We start from the raw sequence: 24,530 nt of genomic DNA, 5'->3' as shown, positions 1-24,530 counted from the left end.
TTACCTAAGGGCCTGCTGAAGCTGCTGGAGCATTTGGTCGAAGGAAACTTTCTCTTCCACATCCTGGCGAAGGAAACCATTGATTCCTTCAATATGCCGGATGGCGGCATCGATGCGGGGATTGCTGCCTGTCACATAGGCTCCGATGTCGATTAAATCCTTGGCATCATGGTAGACTGCCAGATGTTCCCGGAGTTTTCCGGCCAGCTCCTTGTGTTCCGGGGCAATGATGTCATTCATAACCCGGCTTACGGATTGAAGGGTGTCAATGGCGGGATAGTGGTTCTGCATGGCCAGTTCCCGGGTCAAGACGATATGTCCGTCCAGGATGCCCCGGACTGTGTCGGCGATGGGTTCATTATGATCGTCCCCATCCACAAGAACGGTGTAAATACCCGTAATACTTCCGATCTCGCTCATCCCGGAGCGTTCAAGAAGCTTGGGCAGCATCGCAAATACTGAAGGGGGATAGCCGCGGGTTGCCGGGGGTTCCCCGGCGGTCAAGCCCACTTCCCGTTGAGCCATGGCAAAACGGGTCACGGAATCCATCATTAAGAGCACGTCCTGTCCCTGGTCCCGGAAGTATTCCGCAATAGCCGTGGCTGTGAAAGCAGCCTTAAGGCGAACCAAGGCGGGTTGGTCGGAGGTCGCCACCACCAGTACGGAGCGCTCTAAGCCTTCTTGGCCCAGATCCTTCTCGATGAAGTCCCGGAGCTCTCTACCCCGTTCCCCCACCAGAGCGATCACATTCACTCCGGCTGTGGTATTTCTGGCCATCATGCCCAGCAAGGTGCTCTTGCCCACTCCGGAACCGGCGAAGATCCCAATTCTCTGCCCTCTGCCAATGGTCAGTATCCCATCCACCGTGCGCACTCCCACACTGAGGGGATCCCTGATCCTTGGCCTTAGAAAAGCACTGGGGGGAGCATTTTGCAATGGGTAATCCCTATGGGTAACCATAGGACGCCCATCCAAAGGTCTGCCCAACCCGTCGAGAATTCTGCCCAGAAGGGCCTGGCCAACTCCGACTTCCAGTTTATGCTGCTGAGGGACCACCCGATCCCCCGGAGCGATTCCTTCCAATTCCGCTAAAGGCATCAGTAAGGTAGTGGAGTTGCGAAAGCCCACCACCTCAGCCGGAATCTCTTTCCCTTGCTGAGTATGGATCCGGCAATATTCCCCTACACTGACCCGCGGGCCATCGGATTCAATCATCAGTCCGACGATTTTGGCCACCCGGCCATGGGAGACGATCAAATCCAAGTCACTCATTTTATGAAGCATATTATTCCAATCGGTCATGCCTTAGCTCCTCTCTCAGGAGTTGTTCACAGCGTTCCAGCTGTACCTCGACGCGAGCATCAAAAATGCCTTCGGTGCATTCGAGGAAACAATCTCCAGAGGTTAAGGTTTGATCTTCCAGCAAGGGGATATCAATCTCATCCGAACATTGAGAAAGCCATCGATAATCTGCAGTGGATACATGAAGCTTCCAGCCTTCCCGTTCTTCAGGGAGCAGGGACAAAGCGCGAATACGTTGCAGCAACTGCTCAGGATGTTCCAATATACGGACACGAAGAATTCTCTCAGCAACCTTCAAAGCCAATCGGAGCAATGTCTCGTCCACTTTACTCCATTCCTCATGGGCAGCCCTTTGAGCTAAGGCCAGGATATCCCGGGCTTCTGCTTTCATACGTTCAGCTTCCCGTTCGCCCTGAGCTGCGCCTTCCTGAAGTCCTTGGGCCAAGCCTCGGGCATACCCTTCCTCATAAGCCTGGTGAGAGACCTCTTCGCGAAGCCTAAGGGCGGCTTCTTCCCCCTCCACCCGTGCTTTTTCCAAAATCTCCACAGATTCTACCCGAGCTTTTTCAAGCTCTATCTGGGCCTGAGCACGGATGGCTTCGGCCTCGGCAATGATTTCCTTTGCTTTCTCATGCTCTGCTTCATCGACTGCGACAGTTGAAGGTTCCCACTTTTCTTCACCCTCAAGCCGGGGAAATTCATCTTCTTGAGGCAGGCTTTCACTCCGTTCATGGACTACGGAAAGATGCTTGCCCAAGAGTTGAAATTCTTCCGTCCGACATTCCACAATACGGGGCATCCTGACCTCTACCACATTGCTTTTAACCACTCTCGCCCTAGTATATAATCTCATCACTGCCACCTCTTGAAATGACGATTGCACCTGTTTCTTCCAGGCGGCGAATTACTTTGACGATACGCTGCTGCGCTTCTTCCACATCCCTCAAGCGGACCGGGCCCATAAATTCCATATCCTCCCGCAGGTTTTGGGATGCCCGTGACGACATATTGGCCATAATCTTTTGCCCCACTTCCGGATTGGAGCCCTTAAGGGCCAGGGCCAGATCTTTCATATCCACTTCACGCAGCACCAGCTGAATTCCCCGGTCATCAAGCATAACGATGTCTTCAAAGACAAACATCTGACGTTTAACCTGCTCGGCCAGTTCGGGGTCATCCACTTCCAGAGAATCCATGACCACCTTCAAGGTGCTCGGGTCGCTGCGGTTCAGAATATCCACCACACTTTGAATCCCACCGGATGTTGTATAATCCGTAGGAGCGAGACTGGATATTTTACGCTCCAGTATCTTCTCGATCTCTTTAAGAACCTCAGGACTTGTCCTGCCCATTAAAGCAATCCGTTTGGTCACATCGGCCTGTCTTTCCTGGGGTAAGCTGGATAAGAGAATGGCCGCTTTATCCGGTGGCAAATGGGTCATGATCAAGGCGATGGTTTGGGGATGCTCTCCTTGAATAAAGGATAATAACTGCTTAGGATCTGTGCGCCGCACCAGATCAAAGGGGCGCATCTTCAGGGAAGACGAAAGGCGGGTAATGATCTCAAAGGCCCGCTGTTCACCCAGCGCTTTCTCCAAAACCTCCCGGGCATAATCAATGCCGCCCTGGGCGATATAATCATTGGCCACACACATCTGGTAAAACTCATCGACGACCTTATCCCGCTGTTCTGCTGAAATCTTACGCACATTGGCCATTTCCAGCGTCAACTGTTCGATTTCATTCTCGGCTAAATGCTGTACCACCCTGGCTGATTTTTCCGGCCCTAAGGCAATCATCAGGATGGCTGTTTTCTGAATCCCGGTAAGCTGCTGGCTCATCTTACTTTTCCTCCGCTAACCAAGTTTTAACAAGACGTGCCACTTCATCAGGATTGTTCTGCACATAGATATCCACAGATTCCTTGATCTTCTGGCGCTGGATTTCTTCAGCAGATTTCTGCTTTTGTTGGGCAAGTTTAAGCTCAACTTCCCTTTCAGCTTCCTGCTGAGCAAGCAGAAGCTCTTCCGTTGCTGCCAGGGGAACAGGCTGAAGTGCTTGACCAAGCTCCAGGGACTCTGCATCTTGCTTGCGTTTGGAGCGCATACGGAAAAGAACGAATAAGAATACTAAGGCTAAAAGTGCTCCCACACCCCATTCGATATAGGTGCGCAGCCGTTCCTTGCGAGCCGCTTCAGCCAAGGCCTGCTCTTGTTCCAGAGCGCCTGTCTTATCAAAAGGCAAAGCAGCTACTTGAATCTCATCGCCGCGGTCGCGATCAATTCCGGCAGCGGAAGCGACGATGGCTTCGATCTGTTCTATCTGATCGGCACTGATGCTGTCGGCATCCAGGAGCACGGAAACAGAGAGTCGGGCAATATCGCCCGGGCTCTTAATCCGTTGTTCCTGGGTCGTATCCACTTGATGATTGAGCGTGTCCGAAGTTTTTTCAGAGGATGAAGTAATCCAGGTCCCGTCCGGCGCTAAATAGCCTGGCACATTGGTGTTGACTCCCGGAGCGGTTCCTCCAGGGGAAGTATTGGTCGTATTTTCTGTGGTATGGGATTCACTGAGCACCGCGCCGGGACCATGAGTTACGGTGTCTGTGGTAACTTGATCAAAATTCAAGGTGGCATTCGTCCTGACGATAGTTTTCCCTGCTCCAAATGCTTTGTCCAGCATGCTTTGCACAGATTTACGAGTATTTTCTTCGGTGAGCTGCTTAAGCTGAATTTGGGTAGCGGTCATTTTTCCCGGCTGATTGTCTTCGCTCAGAACATCGGAAAGAGTATTGCCATTGGAATCCAGGATAGTCACATCTTCAAGTTTCAGCCCTTTTACCGAGGCGGCCAATAAATTGGCGATTCCCCGGATCTGATCTTCCGTAATGGAGCTGCCTTCTTTAAGAGTCAGTGTTACTGCAGCCGTTGTGGCTTCCTGCTGCTCGATAAACAAGGTCTCTTCAGGTATGTTCAAATGGACCCGGGCGTCTTTGACATTGCTTAAGGTCTTCAGGGTAGCCTCCAGCTCAGTCTGTAAACCGAGGTTGTAACGCAGCCGCCGGTCAGATTCCGTCTCCCCAACGCGGGTCTTGTTTAAGCTCTCACTCCAGCTGAATTCGCTCCCTTTAGGCAGACCTGCACTAGCCAGTTTGAGACGAATCGCTGCGGCCTCTTTCTCAGGAACCAAAATAGCGGAACCATTACTTCCCAATTTATAGTTTGCCTTCAATTCATCCAATTCCGAAGTAATCTCTCCGGCTTCAATATCTGTCAATTCCGTAAAAATGGCTACATAACTGGGATTGCTTGCCCAGTAAAGCAATGAGATCAGCGCAATTGCTACAGCCAGAGGAGCGGCAACGGTAATGATCTTCTGTGGGCGGGAGAGTTTGCCCCAAAATTTAAGAATGGATTGTTTAATTTCAGCCCACGAAAAATTCAATATCGCTCCTCCTTTCCTCAAACATTAATCATCAGGTTTATATGTTTAGATACTATTTACATGAAACCCCCAATTTCCTTCGTGAAAAACCGTACACTATTAATGTATACCCTTATGTTTGTACATCCTTATATTTGCATCCTCATGATTTCGTGATAGGCATCCAAGGCTCGATTGCGGACGTCCACCGTTAAGGATAAAGATAGTCCTGCCTTTTCCATAGCGAGTACTGCAGTATGAAGATCCTGAATCTGCCCGGTGGCCAAGCCGAGACTGGCTACATCGGCTTCCTTTTGAAGGTTGTCTACTTTTTGCAGGGCTTCCTGCAAAAACTGCCCGAAATCTGCGCCTGCTTTGGCCGCTCCGGCAGGAGTTTGCGACCCATTTCCTTCAACAGGGTTATTTTCCTGAATGGGATTCAGGGTTTGTTGAAGCATTAAAGGATGGATAGGTACAATCGGATTAATAGCCATGACTTAATCACCCCTTCCCAATCTCAAGCGCTTTACTCATCATGGCTTTGGAAGCGTTCAAGGCGGTCACATTGGCTTCATAAGCCCGGGAGGCCGAAATCATATCCACCATTTCGGTCACGATATTCACATTGGGCATCCGTACATAACCGGCAGGAATCCCATCCTCGGTCGTTTGTGCCGCATCCGGGGAATCCGGATTATATTCCAAGCGAAAGGGCAGAGTATCTTCGGCAATTGCCTGGACTTCCACACCGTTGCCGGTGGCACCTAAAGTGGTTTGTCCCTGAAGCAAGGCCGTGGTGCTCACCGTCTTGCCTTGCAGAGCCTGATTCAAGGTCTCGGAAAAGCTGGACTCTGTACCTCTGGCTTTAAACACGACCACCTGACGCTGATAGGGGATTTGATTTCCCGCTTCGGTCAGCTGTCCCGTTCGTGTCGTATTGATATTGGCAATATTATTGGATATAACGTCCAGCCGCAGCCGCTGAGCGGTTAATCCCGACGCACTGATATCCATGGACCCAAATATACCCATAGTCCCTACCTCCTTTGCACACATTCAACAATATGCCGGGCGATCTCTCCCAAAGGAGCCACCCGATTGGCTAACCCCGCATCCACAATGGCCCGGGGCATACCATAAACCACACAGGTTTCTTCAGCCTCTGCGATAGCATAGCCTCCCCGTTCCTTGATCTCCCGCATTCCCCTAAGTCCGTCATTGCCCATTCCGGTCATCACCACACCTAACGTGCCTTTACCGACTTCCTTCGCCAGGGACATGAACATAACATCCACCGACGGATGATAGAGGGTGGTAATCGGGGATTCATCGCCAATATGCAGAATGAGCTGGGAGCCACGGCTCTGCACCTGCATTTGTTTACCGGCAGGCGCAAAATAAATGGTGCCTGCTTTCAGAGCCTCGCCATGAACTCCTTCCCGGATAGTGAGGGGGGACATCCCATTAAGGCGCTGAGCCAAGGGGGCTGTAAACCCCGGCGGCATATGCTGCGCCACCAATACCGGCACAGGGAGATTTCCCGGCAGCTGGGTTAAGACCGCTTGCAAAGCCGACGGTCCTCCGGTGGAAGTACCAATCGCTACAATCTCGACAGGATACTTTGGCAAGGCTTCTCCGCTATCCAAAGAACGTCCTTTCGCACTTCCTAAGGTTGAGCTCGTACTGCCCGGAGAGGATAATCGATTAGTGTTTTCACTGGCAGCCCCGGCAGTCCAGGGAGGCCGGCTTCCTGAAGCAGGCGAAACTCTGCTTACGGCCCCTTTTTTACCCAATCGTCCCAGATTCACCTGTGCAGCTGCTTTCACTTTATCGATTAAATCCCGGGCTAAAGCCTGAATATCCGCACCCGGTCCCCCGGAAGGTTTGGCAACCACATCGAAAGCTCCTGCCTCTAAGGCTTTAACACTGGCCTGTGCTCCCTCTGTGGTCAAGGCACTAAGGATAATGATGGGAGTAGGCTGCCAGCGCATGATTTCACCCAGGGCTTGGAGCCCGTCAATCTGGGGCATCTCAATATCCATGGTCACTACCTGGGGGCGGAGGGCTTGAAGCTTTTCTATGCCTTCCTTGCCATCCCGGGCCGTATCCAGTACCTTAATCTCCGGATCCTGACTTAATATTTTTTGCAATGTTAACCGCATAAAAGGCGAATCATCCACAATCAAAACGGTGATTGGGGATTTAGGCTGATTCATGATTCATCTCTCCACCCATAATGTGATCAAGGTTGAGAAGAATCAGCAAGCGTTCTCCTATCTTGCCTACTCCACGAATAAAATGGGAATCCATTCCTAACGCAACAGGCGGCGGCGGTTCGATGGACTCGGTATCCAAACGCAGAACTTCCGTTACCGCGTCCACCCGGATGCCAAAAACTTTATTCTGGACTTGCAGCACGATAATCCGGCTTAAATCGCTTTCTTCCACCCGTTCCATCCCAAAGCGAGTCCGCAGGCTCACCACGGGGATGACATTGCCCCGCAGATTAATAACTCCCTCTACATATTCGGGGGCCTTAGGCACCCGGGTAATAGGCGGTATACGAATAATTTCCTGTACACACATAATATCCACACCAAATTCCTCGGAACCCAGACCGAAGGTTACCAATTGTTCTTCCGCCATCTTAGTCTCCTCCTTCATAAATCAGCTCGTAGCTTATTATTCCATACCAAGCTGCCTTGACCTATTTAGCCCTTCCTCGTTACAAGGATATCCTGAATCAAACTGCCGATATCGAGAATCAGGGTAACTTTGCCATCCCCTAAGATGGTTGCTCCGGCAATACCCGGTAAGTTATTAAGGAAGTCACCTAAGGATTTAATCACCACTTCCTGTTGACCGCGCAATCCGTCTACAATCAGCCCCAGTGCCTTATCTCCCAACCCTACGACCACGACAAAGACTTCTTCCGCTTCTGCTTCAGGAGCAGGAAGCTGGAATTTGTCCCGGAGGGAGATCAGGGGAAGTGTATTACCACGCAGCTGAACCATGGGCAATCCGCCCACATTTTTAATGTCTTTGCGTTCTACCAGCAAGGTCTCTAAGACCGAGGACAGTGGAACAGCATAAATCTCTGTACTGGCTTCAACCAGTAACGCTTGAATAATGGCTAAGGTCAAGGGGAGGCGGATAGTAAACGTAGTGCCCTGCCCCTGGCGGGTGGTGATGTCGATCATTCCGCCCAAATTATTCAGGGCCTTTTTAACCACATCCATGCCCACTCCCCGACCGGAAATATCTGTCACTTTCTCAGCCGTACTAAATCCCGGCAAGAAAATCAAGTTGGCAATATCACGCTCCGAGAGGCCTTCCCTCTCACCAACCAGCCCACGGCTCAGCGCCTTTTCGTAGATCCTGTTCAGATCCAAGCCTTGGCCATCATCGGAAATCAGGATAGCAATATGATTTCCTTCATGATAGGCATCCAGGGTGATGGTGCCCACTTCCGGTTTACCGGCCGCCCGGCGTTCCTCAGGAGTCTCAATGCCATGGTCCACAGAGTTGCGGATTAAATGCATCAAGGGATCACCGATGACTTCCACCACCGTCTTATCCAGTTCCGTGTCTTCCCCCCGGAGGACCAGCTCCATTTCCTTTTTGGTCTTACGTGCCAGGTCCCGCACCAAGCGGGGAAAGCGGCTGAATACTGTACCGATAGGAACCATGCGCAAACGCATAGCGCTTTCCTGCAGGTCACTCATCAATCGCCCCAGATACACAGTGGTCTCATTAAGATTATTCACCAAGGCATCCATGCGATACTGTTCTTTAAGCTCATGACCGATTTGGACCAGGCGGGTACGGGTAATCACCATCTCGCCTACTAAATTAATCAAGTTATCCATACGCACAGTATCTACCCGAATGGTATGGACCTGGTTATTTCCGTCTGTGGCAGCATTGTTTCCGTTGCCGGCGGCGGGCTTAGTGGCAGCCGGTGCTGCCGGCATGAGCGGTGCCGCTTGTACAGGTTTCGCCTCAGGCTGCACAGGCAAAGAAGGAGCCGCTTCCACAACCGGGAGCAGCTCAGCGGCTTGAGCCGCCGCCACTTCTTCGCTACCATAACCGTCAACAGCATCACCTATGCGGTAAGGATGAACCTCTACCTCCGCCAGCTCAGAAACAAGGAGAATCTCCCCACGAATTTCTTCAGGGGGATCATCAGATAAAATCAGCATGGCAAAGCCTTCTTCGCTGCCTACTTCCAGCTCTTCCACGCTGGGGCGGAGCTTAACCACTTTACCCAGGTTCTCCATCCGTTGTACGGCCATGACGGCGCGTACTGCCCTCATCAAGGTATTGGGAGCAAATTTAATATCGACTTGATATACTCCATGTCCCATATCCTGTGAACTTTTGACCTGTTCCGCCACTTCAAGAGACAGTTGAAAATCTACCCGCGTATAATTTGAGGTTAAATTCTCCTTCATATCGTTACTATCCGCCTCTTTAACCGGAGCAGGTGTTTCGCCATTCATAATTGCCCGCATTTCATCCACCAAATCCTGATACTCTATGGCGATTTCCACTCGCTTTTCCACCTGGCTTAACATTTCCTTGACGCGATCTGTAACCGCCAAAAGAACATCAACCATGGGGAGTGAAACTTCCATCTTGCCTTGGCGCAGCCGATCCAGTAAATCCTCAGCTGAGTGTGTCAAAGCCACTATCGAAGTAAACCCCATGGTTCCGGAGGCTCCTTTTAAGCTGTGTGCAGAACGAAAGAGATCATTAATTAATCCGACATTATTGCCTTCTTTTTCAAGTTGCAGCAACCCTGCTGCCAGTTTTTCGATTTGCTCCTGTGAATCGAGAAGATAAAAATCCAGAAATTCTCCCAAATCGACTCCCAAGTTTTGATTATCTTCCTGGCTCATATGCAGCTCCACCCCTAACTTTTGCTTCCTCATTTTACACGAAAAAATGACCCAAACTAAACCAAACGATATACCCAATCCATTATGTAATCGGTGTAAGCCTTATGGGCAGAATCGCCCATTGTTCTTTATTCGCCATGCTTTTTGTAATTCCTCCAAGCAAGGAGTCTATCAACTAATCTTTGCATTTCACCAATATGTGTTTTTTTTTACGTTAATAATACTAACACTACTTTAATTCAAGTGTAAATAAAACATTACTACATTTTCTTTACATACAAATTCTATTTTACTCATAAACGTGTCCTGTTTATATAGGACCTTCATCCTAATTTCTCCCAGGAAAAATAAAACACTCCGATAAGCGAAGTGTTTTTTGACTCAAGAGGCTCGATCTTCAATGTTAAAATAGCAAAAAATAAGAGACCTCCGGCTATATGCCTAAGCTCTCTATGGTTCACTTTCCTTTGCTCTTTTAAAGAGCCTTTTTCAAGGCGGCCAGCTCGGACTCGGTCTGCAGCTGGCGAAGAGCCAAAATATTGATGGATTCACCTTGAATGGTTTGGATCTCACTAATGCGATCCAGTTTTTTATCCATCACTGTCAGGAGACCCTTCACATCATCCTGCTGGCTTTGACCGTACCGTTCGACCTTAGCATCCAGGGCATCAATCTTGGCAGTAAGTGTGGATTCGACCTCGTCAATTCTCTTCTCCAGCTTGACTTGTCTTTCTTCCAGCTTAGCCTGCCTTTGCTCCAGCTTAACCTGGCCTTCTTCCAGCTTAGCCTGTCTTTGCTCCAGCTTGACCTGGCCCTCTCCCAGCTTGGATTGCCCTTGTTCGAGACCCGTCAGCTTTTCCAGCACCAGCTTTTGAAACTCTTCGTTGGTCACGACAGTACCTCCTTGCCATTGCTTTGCTATACTTCCATTATAACCCGCACATCAAGCCAACAACAAGTCCCAATAGGCGAACGGGCAAAATAGCTGAGCTGGCTGACCAAATGATCATACACAGAATTTACGAAGAAATAATACGGCATTTACATTGCCGCTGTATCCTTATAGATAAACAATGTACTAAGCCTGCATTTGAAAAGGAGCGGCAAGGTGATTAGATTATACAGCTTTGAGCTTTCCGAAGGCATGGTTTTGGCCGAACCCTTATTCGACGGAACAACCAATAATCTTTTGTTGAATTATGGAACAGTACTTACCGAATCCCATATTGCTGCCATAAAGAAATGGGGTATACGCTCGGTTGCCGTTACGGAGCGTTATACTTTACTGATAGAACCAGCCTCTTCTCTTGTTAAAGAACTCAAAAAAGGGCTTATAACAGAGATAACACGCCTTGCCCCCGAGAAAGAGGAAGCAAACACCTCCGATTTTATGCTCACTGTTTCTCAAGTCGCCTGTCAAACAGCCCTTAAACTATTGGACAACTCCGTCGTTTTAGATTCCTTAATGCGCATCAAACTTGTCGATGATGATTTCTTATTACCTCACAGTGTGGAAACATGCGCCCTGAGTCTTCTTGTAGCTGGTTCTTTCGGTGTAGATGAAAAAGAATTGTTTCATATCGGCATGGCGGCTATACTTCACGATATAGGGCTATGTGAGATGCCTCAGCTGATCAACATGGCTGAAATGCAACTTCATCAGGAAAATCTGTGGAAAGAGCACTCTCTTTACGGCTATTACCTCACCAAAGAATCCGGTCTGCCCCAAGAGGTCTGCAAATATATTCTCCACCATCATGAAAGCTGGAACGGAGAAGGCTACCCGAAAAATCTGTCCGGGGAAGCTATCCCCTTTGGTTCCCGGATTATAGCCGTGTGCGAACAATATAACCGGAAGCTCCGTCAAGAAAAAATCCCTCATTATCTGGCCATTGAATACCTTTATGGCGGTGGGGGATTTTATTTCGATCCCCATGTTGTCCAAGCCTTCACGAATAATTTGGCCGTCTATCCTCTGGGCTCCCTTGTCCGCTTGTCTACCGGGCAGGTAGGCGTCGTGATCAATGTCCGCCAGAACCTAGGACCCCGGCCTATTGTAAGAATCTACTACAATCGGGTTAATATGCCCCTGCGCGTCCCCATGGATATGGATTTAGCCAAGGATCGGACAGTCTTTATTGAACAGGTTTTATAAGCAAAGTGTTCATTCTTTGTAACAGTTTGTTCAATTCGGTTCCTGCAGCAACAGCCGCTGATCCGCTCCAATCCTTAATTTTCCTCATTCGTAAACCCTTGGCATAAAAATTGCTATATCGAGTAAAAATACAAGATCAGTCTGAAAACTATATGCAAAAGCTTTTGTCTGTGATAGAAAAAGCAAAGCAAAAGGAGAGAGAGCGAAATGATCAGATTAGCGGAACTGGACTCATGCAAAGCCTTGGCGGAAGTTATGGCCGATGTATTCCCCGGAGGAATTATGTTCTGGTGGGTCGACGGCAATACGGTGGTCTGGACAAAAAAATCCGCGGCTTTTGGCCTGGATATTGTCAATATAGGCGATACATTAGGTGATCACTACGCCTCCATGCAGGCCGTCCGGGAAAAAAGGGTTCTGGTTAACTCTGTAGCCAGGGAAAACTACGGAAAACGCATCGTTATGATAACCATTCCTGTGCTCGATGAAGAAGATCAGCCTGTCGGCGCCTTTAACATCGCTTTACCTAAATTGCACCCTGTCGCTGCTGCTTTTGGAGATTTTGCACCGATTATGAGTGAAATGTTTCATGAAGGAGCTCTTTTGTACATGTCCGATTTGCACAGTATCGCCTATAGGCAGGCTTCGCAAAAGTTTGATATCCCCTCCGTCCCCCTGGGGTATATGCTGCAGAAAGACGATATCGCGACCAAAACAATCGAGACGAAAGAAAAGCAATACGTGGAGATAGGTTCCGAAAAATACGGCATGCCGGTTTCCATTACCAATTGTCCTATCTTCGACGAAGAAAACCCAGAAGAGATTGTCGCTACTCTGGGGGTGATTACTCCCAAAAAGACCGCCGCCCAGCTTCGCGATATCTCCGGAAATCTGGCAGATGGTTTTTCCTCGATCTCGGCAGCCATGGAGGAATTAGCCGCTTCGGCCATGTCCATCCACTCCAACGAGCAGGTTCTCCATGGTAATATTCAGGAAATTATTGCCCTTTCGGAAGAAATCAACAATGTATCCCTATTCATCAAGGAAATCGCCGATGAAACCAAAATGTTGGGATTAAATGCCGCTATCGAGGCCGCCAGGGCCGGGGATGCGGGACGCGGCTTTGGTATTGTCGCGGAAGAAATCAGAAAGCTTTCCGAGCAATCCAAAAGCACCGTCCCTACCATTCAGAAATTAACCCAATCGATTAAAGCCAAAGTCGAAGATGCCAGTGTTAAAAGCAAACATTCCCTGCATTCCAGCCAGGAACAGGCAGCGGCAACCGAGGAGATTACCGCCAGCATCGAAGAAATTACCGCCATGTCTGAAGAGTTAAATAAAATTTCCCTTACCTTATAGCGAAGAATAAGATACACTAAGCGCCGAACCAGCCGGCACCTCGACAAAGCCGGCTGGTTCGGCGCTTACTTAAAAGTGCCTCAATCCTTTGGAACACCAAGGATTGAGGCATTTATAGCCAATAACGTTTTAAACTCTTTGATCAACAAACAACCCGGCAGCATCGGTTAGATTATGGAGCAGCTCCATCACCCATTTCGGTGTGGATTCTTTAAGAACCTGCTCCGAGCCCTGGTCCACGATCCGCACCAGGATCTCCTCCTCGTCATCTTCATGAACCTCGAACCGCATCCCTTTATTGATCAAGCCCATAAAGCGGTTCAATTTATCTACGGCCTTCTCAACTTCCTCACGGGGAATCTCTTCCCGGGCATTGGGGATCTCATTTTTACGCTCGACTACCGGCCGGGGTATTTCCTGAGATCGTTCCAGCTTTTGGCCGGGATAGGCATCCACAGGCATCATGGTCTTCTGATTATTAGGCTGAATTGGCTCAATGACGATCATGAGAATTCCTCCTTTCAGCACTGGATGAGTATTTTCTTCAGCGCACCCAGTTTCTATGGTTCCCCGGATGCTGGTTCCCACCTGAGTAGGCTTCCGCTACTTGATGATGTTGCTTTGCTTTACTATGGGTCGCTTGAAAGCGGTTCATGAGGATTTGGTTTTCCTCCCGGATCTCATTCAGGAGCCTTCTCCCTGCAGGGGAATTTCTGAAACTATCGTCCGGAGTCTCCTCGAGCAGAGTCTGCATCTGCTCCCGCTGGTTCATCAGTTCATGGAATAGCTCCATATCCTGTTTATCAAGAAATTTCAGCATTTCTTTGGTGAGGAAAAGGTAGTCCTGCCATAATGATTCCGGGGTCTTCTCAGTCATACCCCGGCCACCCTGGCCTGTTGGGCCAGCTTCATCGCTTCCTGCCAGGTATTGCGCATATCTTCCAGGATTTCTTTAGCGTTTTTCAACTGTTGGACATCCTTTTGAATATTGCCTTCAATCAGACAATGCTCAATGTATTCATAAAGCGCCGCCCAATTTTGGGAAATCTCATAATTCATATCCAAGGTAACCATGAATTCGCGAACAATAGCTTGAACCCGGAGGTTGGAGTTATGGGATTTTTCTTTATCGCCGCTTTCCAAGGCTTGAATGCTCTCGTTAAGGAATTTTAAGGCTCCGTTATAAAGCAATAAGGTCAACTGCTCCGGCGAAGCCGTCATGATTTGCTGATTTTTATAAGCCGCTGCCATTTGGGAATTTAACATGTTTTCACTCCCTTTTAATTTCCACTGCTAAACATATTCGCCAGCCAGCTGCTTTGTTGACTCAGCTTGCTCAAGGCTACTTCCATGGCATTAAATTGCTTATAATAGCGTTCCTCCATTTGAATAAGGCGGTCATTCATACGATCCAGATCATCTTCATAATTTCGAATCTGTTTGGCCAGAGTGCTCTGCGTATCACTATCAATGGTCGCGGTGATTCCTGCCGTCTCCTTAATGCTGTCCATGGTCAATTTCAGGGTATCATAGAAGCGCACCGCTACCCCTTGGGTATTCCGATCCTCTCCGGAAGAGCTGAACAGTTTGTTCACAATATCCGGGTCGGCTTCCAGGGCTTCTCTCAACTTGGTTTCATTGAGATGAAGCTTGCCCCCTTCTGTATAATCCCCCGTGGTCACACCTATAGCAGATAAAGAAGTATATTTGCCCTCTACCCCGCTGACCGGCGTGGCCACATCATTACGCAGCTTATAGATCAAAGACTGCAGAGTGGAATCATTGCGCATGAGGCCGCTTCTCGCCATGCTCTCCCATTGTGTGATTTGAGAATCGCTTAATTCGGCTTTCATCTCGTTGGTTAAGGGCATATAACTCTTGTACTTGGCTTCATTTAATTCGCTATTGATGGTTTCCAGCAAGCTATTATATTTCTCGATAAAATCCTTGACCACGGATACGGCTTTGTCATTATCAGCCGAGACATGAATTTTAGCTGTGCCTTCTGCCTTCAGATTGTAGGTGACGCCAAAGGCGGTGAAGCTGTTGTTGGCCTGTTCAATCTCCATACCGTCCAGCTGGACCTTAGCGTTCTTCCCTTCGACCTTCAGATCCGGGTTATCAGCATACAACTTGAGCTTATCCGTTATAAACTCTTTACCGCTGATACCCGCTGATCCTTCATCATCCGTCGTTTCGGAAAAATCAATGGCCACACCGGCCCCTGTACCGGTGGTGCTGATATTGAAGCGATCCAGAGAAGCATCATAGCTGGCCCTAATCTTTAGTCCTGATTTATTTAGATCACTGACAAAATCATAGATGCTTTTGCTGGTATCGACTTGGATCGTTTTGGAGGTGCTCCCATCGCTGATCACTACCTCAAATGTCCCTTCTGCCAGTCCGAATTGGGACATTAAGCTGCCCTTAGCTCCTTGGGATATTTCCGCCGCACTGGTGACCTTTGCTCCCTCCGCCAGCTGATCCACAGTAATACTACGGCTGACATTAGCCGCATCGGCATTGGCTGTAGCGGTAACGATGCCCTCTGCCGATGAAGTGACAATCTTGGGAGTAGTCGTACTGGAAAGCCGGTAGTTGAAGGCTGTGGTATCGCGGAAAGCCTGGACGGTAGTATACATCGTATTATAATCAGCCTTTTTCCACTCCAGCTGAGTTTTCTTTTGCCAGACTTTATCATATTGCTCCCGGCGGGCAGACATCATGTCCTTGACCAATTGATCCACATCCATGCCTGAACCACTTAGGCCGTAGGTACGTATTGCCATGTATAGTCCTCCTTTATATTACACTTTAGTTCTCTCTATGTTGACCCACTTGGTGAAAAAATCTTAACTGCGGAATTTCCTCTATATATAAGTTATCGGATTAATTGCGATAAGACTTTAGGCCTAAAGACCTATAATTTTGAAATATTACTGTCCTGACCCTTCGCATCATATGGGTTTGGCGGCTTCTGAACGATGCGGTGTTGGAAAGTTTGATTGAGTTATTTTAAGAGTTCCAGAATCATCTGTGGTTGCTGCTTTGCTTGGACCAATACGGCTTCGGCGGCTTGTGACAGCAGGGATTGTTTTACATGGGCCAACATCTCCTTGGCAAGATCGGCATCACGAATTCTTGACTCGGCGGCCTGTAAGTTTTCTGCCGACTGAGTTACATTATGATAGAGAGATTCAAGGGCATTGCGTTTCGCTCCGTTGAGTCCGCGGGCGGCACTTATCATGGCAATAGCATCATCAACTGTGTCGATAGCCTGCTCAGCACCGATACGGGTGGTATAATCCAATCTTCTTATGCCAAGAATTTCTGTATTCATCATATATTGCGTCCCTGTTGAGACCATATTTCCGGAATTTGCGCCGACTTGCAATTTAAGATCCATTCCGCCGGCATATGTGATATCATAGGGGCCGGGATAAAACACAGTATAGGAGGCGCTGCCGCCTACACCGTCAATCGCAAAATAACCGTTTTTTCCTGGAGAATACGTCAAGGTCATCACGGTCTTAGGCCCTTGGGGCGTGTTAATACTCTTGATGGCAGCGGCTACTTGCAGGTTTTGCGCCTGCAATTTGGCGTTGATCATGTCGATCAGACTATTTTCTGTATACTCCCCAGCATCAAGGGTTATGGTTTTCCGTTCAATTGTGCCGTCGTCATGAAGATCGAAAGCAAGTTTATCATTGAGTCCGGTTCCAATCGTAATTCCCTGGCGTAAATCGACACGCCCATCAATATAGGTGTCTGATGCACTTGGCGGAATAGAGCTGGCATTTTGGTAATACTGATCAACCCTACGGAATAAAGTATTGACCGAATTTCCCGAAACGGAATTGATTTGGGTCGTTGTGCCGGTTGTTTTGGAACGAAGTTCTAAATTCGAGCTGTATGACGTCGCCTCAATCATACTGCTCAGGCCCGCGGCTGAAAGTTTTCCATTTATCTGGGTTACTAATTGAGCAGTATTGTACGTCCCTGCATCCAGCGTAATAGAGTAGGGATTATCGTTGACGCTGACGGTTAATGAATCGTTAACCCCAGCGCTAATCGTGACATTGCTGATATTGGCTGTGCCGCGTATATAGCTGGCAGAAGGCGTAGTACCGGAGGACTGCCCCATAGGCATGTTTGTGGTCATCAGGGTAGACAAAGCATTGCCGCCGAAATTTTTCAGGGAATAAGGAAATTCCGGGATGCCGCCGCCTTCTTTATTATGCTCAAATACTAATTGTCGCGAAGAAGGGCCCACATACCTTGCTGTTATATCCATACCGCTTAATTTGGTATTAATCTCCGCCAGCAACTCGGCAGCGCTATACCATTGAGCACTTAAAACAATACTTTTTGCCTGACCGTCCAGCTCAAAGGTCAAGGTATCATTATAGCCGGCAATGATCTGTACGCCATTAGCCAGATTCGTTTGTCCGGTTGCTCTTGCCTTGCCGACTGCGATTGGGGTGGTATTTCCTTCGACCAGCTGCCATGAGCCAGGAATAAGACTCGGGCCGGAAACCGGTTCGCCCATAAGCGTATAGGCCGCCCCCCCTGATACAGTACCGAGCGATCCCGTACCTGCACCGATATACTCCAGTTGCAAACGGTCTCCGCTAAGTTTAGCTTCAACCTGAAGGCTTTGATTGGCAAACACTTGATTAAGCTGAGTAATGATTCCGGCCTGATCGTATGTGCCTGCGGCTAAAGTTAGGGTATGAACAGTACCTCCTACATTCAGACGCAAAGTATCATTGCGCCCAGCCTCAATGGTGATTCCTCCCGCAAGTGATTTATACCCGGTAAATACAGCGGGAGAGCCGTTCGTGCCGGGGTGTATGTATTCAGAATAATGATTAGAGACCAGCCTGTCTAAGATAACCTGCTTAGCAGTTCCGCCTAATTGGTCAAGGGTATATCCCGCACCGCACTTATTATGTTGAAGCTTGAGGCGGTCGAAAGCATCTTTGGTAGCTGTGACATCAATGCCATTCGTATTAAAATGATGATTCAGAGCATCTACTAATCCTTGGGCCGAATAAGTGCCATCTGCCAGTGTAAGCGAAACATTAGTATAGGTGCCGCTATTACCCACACGAAACGTCAGGATATTATTCGAACTATCGATAGTTACGTCGCCGGATAGATATTCCGCACCTAAAAAATACGCACCGGAAATATAACCGGGTTTACTGTTATCATAAATTATGGACGTGTAGGAAGCAGGGGAATCTATCTCAATCATGGAGCCGCCAAAGCTGTCCAGCACTTTGGTCGGCGAATGATACACCAGGCTATCCCCTTCAAACCCCACCGTTACATCAGTACCAGCCCCTTTAAATTTCTCGTTCAGGGCGTGCACAAGCTGTTCGGAAGTATAGTTGCCGGGATCCAAATGAATTTCCAAAGGCTGATCATCCAAACGAAAGGTTAAGCGGTCGTTTCTCCCGGCTGTTACCTGCAAACCATATTGGCGAATCAGCGTATCTCCCGGCAATATTCCGGGAGTTGGCGTTTTTGTACGTTTAATATCCTGGGCAAAGATTTTATGGGTATTAAATTCGGCCGTGCGGAACAGTCTTTCTAAATGTTCCTGTATTTGCAGAACTTCTTTCTGAATAATTTCCCGATCCTGGGTGGTTAAGGTATCATTGGCGGCCTGTATCGCCAACTCCCGCAGCCGTTGCAGCGGGGGCGAATTAATACTGCCAAGATAGCCATCGGCAGTATCCAGGTAGCTAAGTCCATCCTGAATATTTCTGGATGCCTGCATGAGACCGCGGATTTGCCCTCGCATCTTTTCACTGATACTAAGTCCTGCCGCATCATCAGCCGCATGATTGATTCTTAAGCCGGATGACACCCTTGCTAAGGGAGTGCCGGCTTTGTGTATATTTTTACTTAATGCGTTAGACGCCTTCAGACCAGGAATATTATTGTAAATGATCACGAGAAAAACCGCCCTCCCATGAAGCTTCTTACCCAAATTCTCAAGCACTTGGCAATTTCATATGGCCTACCTGAGTATTCTTCTAACATTCGGCCAAAGATTCTCACGACATTCGGCCACTTAATCCGGTGACATTCGGTCGGAAGTTCCGATGAGATTCGGCCAGTCAACGCGCGGCATTCGGGCAGACCAGACACCTCAGAATAAACCCGGTACAATGAGAAAAAAGGCATTGTGCGGGGGAAACAAATGAGGTGTGAAGAACCAGTGAAAATCATCGAAATCATACGGCTGTGGGAGCAAGGCTATTCTCAAAGGGAAATTGCAGCCAGCGTGAAATGCGCAAAATCTACTGTAGGCGAAGTCCAACGGCGATGCAGGGAGCACTCGTTGACCTACTCTCAAGCATCAAACATGACCGACGACACCATCAAAGCAACACTCTATCCGGACAGCTTTGCCAAACGATACGTCAAGGATGAACCGAATTGGGAATCCATACACGCCCGGCTTGTCGCCCATAAACGGCAAAATCTTCAGTTTCTTTGGGAAGATTACCGGGCTGGCAACCCCGATGGACTGGGTTACAGCCAGTTTTGCAAGCGCTATACCCTATGGCGAAATGAAACGGGAAAAGACGTGATCATGGTTCAAACCCACGAGCCGGGCAAAGAACTCTTCGTCGATTGGATGGGAGACACATTAAGTTGTGTCGTCGATCCTGAGACAGGTGAGATGCTCACCGCCCACTTTTTTGTGGCCACCCTGGGCGACAGTGGTTATCCCTATGTGGAGGCCTTTGCGGATGAAAAACTGGAGAATTGGCTGAGCGCCCATGTCCACACCCTGGAATGGCTTCAAGGCGTACCCCGGGTTATTGTCCCGGATAACTGCAAGACAGCGGTGAGTAAGCCGGGATATTATGATCCTCAGCTTAACCCCGCTTACTGGGATCTGGCTCGTCATTACGATGTGGCCGTGATTCCGGCAAGAATCCGGTCTCCACGGGACAAAGGCCAAGTGGAAAGCAGTGTGGGATGGCTGGAAACCTGGCTGTTAGAATGGTTAAGGCCACAGAGGTTCTTTACCTTTGAGGAATTGAACCGTGCCATTGTAAAGCGCTTAAAAGAGCTGGTCAAGCGGCCGTTTCGCAAACGGGCCGGCAGCCGTGAAAGCGTCTTTCAGGCCGTGGATCGACCAGCGCTGCGCCCTCTGCCGAGCACTCGCTATGAGTATACTCACTACATCGTCCGGCGGGTTCCCGACAACTACCATGTGGAATTCGAAGGGTTCTACTACTCCGTACCTCACCGCCTGTTCAAACATCAGGTCACGCTGCGGATCACAGCGACTTTGGTCGAGATCCTCAGCGAGAACCGAGAACGCGTGGCGCTTCATCATCGGCAGTATCGGGGGTCAAGGTATGTGACCACCACCGAACACATGCCGGACGCTCATCGGCATCAGCAGGAAGCCAATCGGTATAAAGGAGACGACTACCGCCAATGGGCGCAGCTCGTAGGAGAACATACCGAGTTTGTCATCGACACCTTGTTGCGTGCTCAGCATGTGGAGGAAACCGCTTACCGGGCGTGTATGGGTCTACTCCAAATGGGAAAGCGATACGGTCAGGACCGTTTAGAAGCCGCTTGCAAACGGTCCTGGGAACTGGGAAGCTGTACCTACAGCACCGTGAAAACCATCTTGAAAAATGGGCAGGATAAAGGCCAGTCTCCATCCCCCGTCAAGCCCACCCCAGTCCATAGCAATCTACGTGGCGCAGCCGCGTTTCGATGAGGAGGTGACATAAGATGATCTATCCTACCCTGGAAAAGCTCGCCACACTACGGCTATCCGCTATGGAGCAAGAATACCGGAGGCAGTTGGAATTGCCGGCCATGTCGGAGCTATCCTTTGATGATCGGATGGCGATGTTGGTCGATGCCGAGTGGCTCGCCCGATTCAACAAAAAGCTAAAACGGCTGATCAAGGCAGCCCATCTGCGAGAACCCAAAGCCTGCCTGGAAGATCTTGATTTTCACCCGGCTCGGCAGCTGGACAAAGGGAAGGTCGCCCGGCTCTCCGATGGAAAGTGGATTCGTGAAGGCCGGAACCTGCTCATCACGGGATCCTGCGGAACTGGCAAAACCTACCTTGCCAGTGCCTTAGGCAACGCGGCCTGCCGGCAAGGACTCAAGGTGCGCAGCTTCCGGGTCACCCGGCTTCTCACCGATCTCCAGATCGGGCGTGGGGACGGGTCCTGGAACCGGCTGATGGCTGAAATGAAGAAGCCGGATCTGCTGATACTGGATGACTTCGGGATTTCCCCTTTAGGAGCGCTCCATTGCCGGGATTTCCTTGAAGTGATTGATGACCGATATGGAAGCAAATCTACCCTGATCACGGCGCAGGTTCCGGTTTCTGAATGGCATGGCCTCTTTGAGGACGCAACCATTGCGGATGCTGTACTGGATAGACTGGTGCATAATGCGTACCGGTTTGAGCTGCAGGGTCCCTCCAAGCGGCGGGCCTTGCCGGAGGGGGTAGCCGCCGAGACGCTGTAAAGCTGCGGTCGCCTACGGCTCCCTTCGCTTTACAGCGTTCAGTCCCGATTCCCAGTTGACAGACATAATGGACTGATTATACTTGAACTCAAGAGGTTGTCGGGCTTCGCCCGAATCATAGCGTAACAGGTGGCCGAATGCGGTCGGAATGCCCGCCCGAATGAGAACGGATTGCCGGTCGGAATCGACCGGAATAAGCAGCCTACCAGGCTTCTTGTTTAACTTAAAGAATCTTTGTCAATTCTTCCAGCTTAAATATCATATCCCTTATATACTATTTCCTTCTCACTTTCCATCAAAAAATGCAAATTGTATAATGTTATTCCAAGGTATTTGCCTGATTTTCCTTGATTTCATGCGAATATTCGGCTACTTTTGTAACACTCCTCTAGATATAAATTCTCGGGATTCAGGTTTTATACTCCAGTAGAAAATAAATATATCCTTTATTCTTTTGGAGCTTTGCCTGCACCAGCGGGTCGGTCAAGCTTTCCTGCAGCTCCTGGTCCATATAGCTGTCTTTTTGCGGTGTGAGCGTGTCCAAATCCACCAGAGCTGGAGTCTCCGACGGAAGATAGTTCTCAAGGAAGCTCCTGGTAATGCCTATATAGCCAAAGATTTGCTTTTTGATGTAAAAAAGATAAATGAGAGATTTCACCCATCGGCGGCATTTTTGACAATTTGTTGCCACAGTGACGGATAGTCAGCTTTTAAAGGGGACAAGTTTAATTCTGGATAAATTTCTGTAGACACTTTTTGCCAAATGGGATCCTTTTCACCGCCCATTGAAAGATAATTCTGCTCCAACAAGAGAATAGACGCTTCAAACTGGATACGATTATACTGTTCGTAAAACATCTTAAGTTCCATGCTAATCACCATATCGATCGCTTTGCATCGGCACAAAGAGATACAGTAAAGAGTACTAACAAGCGATCATTCTTCCAATTATAACCAAATTCTCGCACTCTTAAGATGCAAAAAATTCATACTCTTTAGCCGCTAAAGTCCACACTACTTCTATGTTTATGACATTTAGTTAGCCTTTTCTATAGCTTTCAGATGGTTATGTAAAAATGAATCTTCAAAAACCCCTTTATGTATTCATAATTCTACGTAATTAATTCCAAAAGGTCAACAAAACCTTGCTTAGCCATGCTGGAGAGGATAATCTCAAATAGGGCTTGCCCTCCTCCATTTTCATTCCACCAAGCAATTAGCTCAATGGTTGCAATCGTTTGTGATTTTAAATTGAATGATCGTAATATCTTCTCCTTGATCATAATCCAAAGAATGTTCCTCCAATGCTGGCCGTTTTTCATAGCTCCTTGTGTTAACATAAAAGGATACACCCTTGCCAACTGATAAAAATGCTCAATATTATTGACAACAGGCATTATCCAGATACAGGCCCAGTTCCAACGCAAAATTTATGACTAATTTTGAGAAAGTCAGACCCCTAGATAAGGGGGACCGAATGGGAGACCTTCTCTCGAACACTGTAAATGGTGCCTGCTGCTCATCAAAGAGAGGACAAGCCCAGATGCCTAGATACCCTTTACGAGCCCACTGAAAAAGACTTATTCCTGCAAACTTGTTACTTATAAAATACTTTCTCGCCCTCACCGGGAATTATGTACTCTATTCCATTTTTTGCACAGCGTTTCCATCTCTGCATCGTTAGGGAGTAGTTCACGTAGCTCATCAAACTTTGGACTCGCTTCATCCACACGTCCATTATCAAGCAAATACTCGAAAAGGAGTTTCTTGAAGAATAGCCAGCCCTCCGCATTTTCGCAGGCAGAGCAGAGAAACTCGCCAAGCTCACAGAAGCTCTCTACCTGCTCATCCGGCACTTCCTCATGATTAAGAAGCCATAGCGCTCCTGCCGCGAACAACTCCCTTCGCAAATCTGTCCACTCCACCTCGTTACCAAATGCAGCACCAAAGCGCTCCAGCGCCGCCAGCGAAATGGCATTCTTATGCAGAAACATGCCTCTTAGCGAATCAAGCTTTTCCTTTTCGCTAATACCTGAGTTCAGTAATACTTGCAGCGTATCCCTGAGAGCGTTCATATAGACCAGAAGAAGGAATTCTTCGTTACGCGCCGTAAGCCTGCCACACTTGGAAATGAGGAATTTCTTGGTCATGTCAAAGAGGATGTTGTCGCTTTCCACGCGTTTTTCATCCCATATATAGGAAGTCGATTTGGGTGAGATGTAGTAGTTGTGAAGGGTTCCCTCCAAGATTCCAATGCGGTTGGCATTGCGAAAGTTTTCCTGAGCATATAGAGTATCCCATCCATAGTTAACAGACGGCACACGGGAATAATCATATTTGCGAAACACGGATATTGAATATAGCTTACCCCATGTGGTCCTCATAAATTGGTAATAATATGGGAGCATATCCGAAAAAAGTTGCCCCTCAATAATCATGTTTTGTTTTAATAACCTGCCTCCGTAAACCGTGTTGGTCCGTGTGTCAATAAAATCACTTCCACACATTGCAATATTAAGATTATGCTCTTTCATAAAAGCGATCGAATTTTCAAGGAAGTCCGGCTTGTATTCATCGTCGGCATCAAGAATGCAGAAGTAATCGTCATCATTGTATTGCCGAATCAACTCCATGCTTCTATTTCCTCGTTCCCATACTTGATTCTGTTTATTTGCCAACGGAATAACGCGGCTGTCTAAATCAGCATACTCGCGGATAATGGCACCGGTACCGTCTGTTGACCCGTTATTGACGATGTAACAAACCCAGCTATGATATGTCTGTGCAAAAACACTATCTATAGTGCGTCTTAATGTATTTTCCGCATTATAAGCACAAATATAGACAAGAACTGTTGCCAT

23 protein-coding genes are annotated in these 24,530 nt (G+C 48.5%); 4 read left to right on the top strand and 19 right to left on the bottom strand.

Going from position 1 to position 24,530, the window contains the following annotated elements:
• From fliI to DESLBE_RS22100, 10 genes are all read right to left on the bottom strand, one after another.
• A complete protein-coding gene (gene fliI, locus DESLBE_RS22145) occupies positions 1-1,302 on the bottom strand; it encodes a flagellar protein export ATPase FliI (RefSeq protein ID WP_144678224.1) in 1,302 nt (433 codons plus the stop codon).
• A complete protein-coding gene (locus DESLBE_RS22140; RefSeq protein WP_144678223.1) occupies positions 1,286-2,155 on the bottom strand; it encodes a FliH/SctL family protein in 870 nt (289 codons plus the stop codon). Before DESLBE_RS22140 ends, fliI begins: the two co-directional genes overlap by 17 nt.
• Positions 2,139-3,143, bottom strand: coding sequence for a flagellar motor switch protein FliG (fliG, locus tag DESLBE_RS22135; RefSeq protein ID WP_011460758.1), 1,005 nt, complete (start codon positions 3,141-3,143; stop codon positions 2,139-2,141). Before fliG ends, DESLBE_RS22140 begins: the two co-directional genes overlap by 17 nt.
• 1 nt (position 3,144) lies before the next feature.
• Positions 3,145-4,746 carry a flagellar basal-body MS-ring/collar protein FliF gene (gene fliF, locus DESLBE_RS22130; protein ID WP_172625479.1) on the bottom strand — a complete coding sequence of 534 codons (1,602 nt, stop codon included), beginning with the start codon at positions 4,744-4,746 and terminating at the stop codon, positions 3,145-3,147.
• 128 nt (positions 4,747-4,874) lie between these two features.
• Positions 4,875-5,219 (bottom strand): flagellar hook-basal body complex protein FliE, encoded by a 345-nt coding sequence (gene fliE / locus DESLBE_RS22125; RefSeq protein ID WP_144678222.1) that lies wholly within the window; start codon positions 5,217-5,219, stop codon positions 4,875-4,877.
• A 7-nt stretch (positions 5,220-5,226) separates the two neighbouring features.
• The gene (flgC, locus tag DESLBE_RS22120; protein ID WP_144678221.1) at positions 5,227-5,757 is read right to left on the bottom strand and encodes a flagellar basal body rod protein FlgC; all 531 of its coding nucleotides are present in this window, start codon (positions 5,755-5,757) and stop codon (positions 5,227-5,229) included.
• A 5-nt stretch (positions 5,758-5,762) separates the two neighbouring features.
• Positions 5,763-6,941 carry a chemotaxis response regulator protein-glutamate methylesterase gene (locus tag DESLBE_RS22115; RefSeq protein WP_018212569.1) on the bottom strand — a complete coding sequence of 393 codons (1,179 nt, stop codon included), beginning with the start codon at positions 6,939-6,941 and terminating at the stop codon, positions 5,763-5,765.
• Complete coding sequence (locus tag DESLBE_RS22110) at positions 6,928-7,371, bottom strand: chemotaxis protein CheW (RefSeq protein ID WP_014795285.1); 444 nt, start codon at positions 7,369-7,371, stop codon at positions 6,928-6,930. The genes DESLBE_RS22115 and DESLBE_RS22110 overlap by 14 nt, the downstream gene beginning before the upstream one ends.
• Before the next feature lie 65 nt (positions 7,372-7,436).
• Positions 7,437-9,626, bottom strand: coding sequence for a chemotaxis protein CheA (locus DESLBE_RS22105; RefSeq protein WP_144678220.1), 2,190 nt, complete (start codon positions 9,624-9,626; stop codon positions 7,437-7,439).
• 475 nt (positions 9,627-10,101) lie between these two features.
• Positions 10,102-10,518, bottom strand: a complete 417-nt coding sequence (locus tag DESLBE_RS22100) for a hypothetical protein (RefSeq protein WP_018305809.1) — start codon at positions 10,516-10,518, stop codon at positions 10,102-10,104.
• 216 nt (positions 10,519-10,734) lie between these two features.
• Here DESLBE_RS22100 and DESLBE_RS22095 point away from each other — a divergent pair, with 216 nt between their 5' ends.
• The gene (locus tag DESLBE_RS22095; protein WP_144678219.1) at positions 10,735-11,781 is read left to right on the top strand and encodes an HD domain-containing phosphohydrolase; all 1,047 of its coding nucleotides are present in this window, start codon (positions 10,735-10,737) and stop codon (positions 11,779-11,781) included.
• Between the two features lie 207 nt (positions 11,782-11,988).
• Positions 11,989-13,140 carry a methyl-accepting chemotaxis protein gene (locus tag DESLBE_RS22090; protein ID WP_005816245.1) on the top strand — a complete coding sequence of 384 codons (1,152 nt, stop codon included), beginning with the start codon at positions 11,989-11,991 and terminating at the stop codon, positions 13,138-13,140.
• A 129-nt stretch (positions 13,141-13,269) separates the two neighbouring features.
• Here DESLBE_RS22090 and DESLBE_RS22085 read toward each other — a convergent pair whose 3' ends face one another.
• The 5 genes from DESLBE_RS22085 to DESLBE_RS27360 all read right to left on the bottom strand — a co-directional run bounded on the left by DESLBE_RS22085 (position 13,270) and on the right by DESLBE_RS27360 (position 19,105).
• A complete protein-coding gene (locus DESLBE_RS22085; RefSeq protein ID WP_144678218.1) occupies positions 13,270-13,647 on the bottom strand; it encodes a flagellar protein FlaG in 378 nt (125 codons plus the stop codon).
• Positions 13,648-13,684: 37 nt separating this feature from the next.
• Positions 13,685-14,017 carry a hypothetical protein gene (locus DESLBE_RS22080; RefSeq protein WP_144678217.1) on the bottom strand — a complete coding sequence of 111 codons (333 nt, stop codon included), beginning with the start codon at positions 14,015-14,017 and terminating at the stop codon, positions 13,685-13,687.
• Positions 14,014-14,406 (bottom strand): flagellar export chaperone FliS, encoded by a 393-nt coding sequence (gene fliS, locus DESLBE_RS22075; RefSeq protein ID WP_144678216.1) that lies wholly within the window; start codon positions 14,404-14,406, stop codon positions 14,014-14,016. The genes DESLBE_RS22080 and fliS overlap by 4 nt, the downstream gene beginning before the upstream one ends.
• Positions 14,407-14,420: 14 nt before the next feature.
• Positions 14,421-15,929 (bottom strand): flagellar filament capping protein FliD, encoded by a 1,509-nt coding sequence (fliD, locus tag DESLBE_RS22070; RefSeq protein ID WP_005816252.1) that lies wholly within the window; start codon positions 15,927-15,929, stop codon positions 14,421-14,423.
• Positions 15,930-16,150: 221 nt separating this feature from the next.
• Positions 16,151-19,105, bottom strand: a complete 2,955-nt coding sequence (locus tag DESLBE_RS27360; RefSeq protein WP_144678215.1) for a flagellin — start codon at positions 19,103-19,105, stop codon at positions 16,151-16,153.
• Positions 19,106-19,372: 267 nt separating this feature from the next.
• On the opposite strand from DESLBE_RS27360, the gene istA reads away from it, so the two are divergent.
• Both istA and istB read left to right on the top strand, forming a co-directional pair.
• Complete coding sequence (gene istA, locus DESLBE_RS22060) at positions 19,373-20,902, top strand: IS21 family transposase (protein ID WP_207706455.1); 1,530 nt, start codon at positions 19,373-19,375, stop codon at positions 20,900-20,902.
• Between the two features lie 14 nt (positions 20,903-20,916).
• A complete protein-coding gene (istB, locus tag DESLBE_RS22055; protein WP_144674766.1) occupies positions 20,917-21,669 on the top strand; it encodes an IS21-like element helper ATPase IstB in 753 nt (250 codons plus the stop codon).
• 409 nt (positions 21,670-22,078) lie between these two features.
• Here istB and DESLBE_RS22050 read toward each other — a convergent pair whose 3' ends face one another.
• From DESLBE_RS22050 to DESLBE_RS22035, 4 genes are all read right to left on the bottom strand, one after another.
• Positions 22,079-22,327, bottom strand: coding sequence for an Rpn family recombination-promoting nuclease/putative transposase (locus DESLBE_RS22050; RefSeq protein ID WP_172625478.1), 249 nt, complete (start codon positions 22,325-22,327; stop codon positions 22,079-22,081).
• Complete coding sequence (locus DESLBE_RS22045; protein WP_144678213.1) at positions 22,324-22,539, bottom strand: hypothetical protein; 216 nt, start codon at positions 22,537-22,539, stop codon at positions 22,324-22,326. Before DESLBE_RS22045 ends, DESLBE_RS22050 begins: the two co-directional genes overlap by 4 nt.
• A gap of 242 nt (positions 22,540-22,781) precedes the next feature.
• Positions 22,782-23,009, bottom strand: coding sequence for a hypothetical protein (locus tag DESLBE_RS22040; protein ID WP_144678212.1), 228 nt, complete (start codon positions 23,007-23,009; stop codon positions 22,782-22,784).
• 282 nt (positions 23,010-23,291) lie between these two features.
• Positions 23,292-24,530, bottom strand: a complete 1,239-nt coding sequence (locus DESLBE_RS22035; protein ID WP_172625477.1) for a glycosyltransferase family 2 protein — start codon at positions 24,528-24,530, stop codon at positions 23,292-23,294.

Origin of the sequence: Desulfitobacterium sp. LBE (assembly GCF_007830365.1) — a bacterium.
Taxonomy (GTDB): domain Bacteria; phylum Bacillota; class Desulfitobacteriia; order Desulfitobacteriales; family Desulfitobacteriaceae; genus Desulfitobacterium; species Desulfitobacterium hafniense.
Note: the sequence above shows the minus strand (reverse complement) of the source record. Positions and strands in the feature narration are given on the sequence as shown.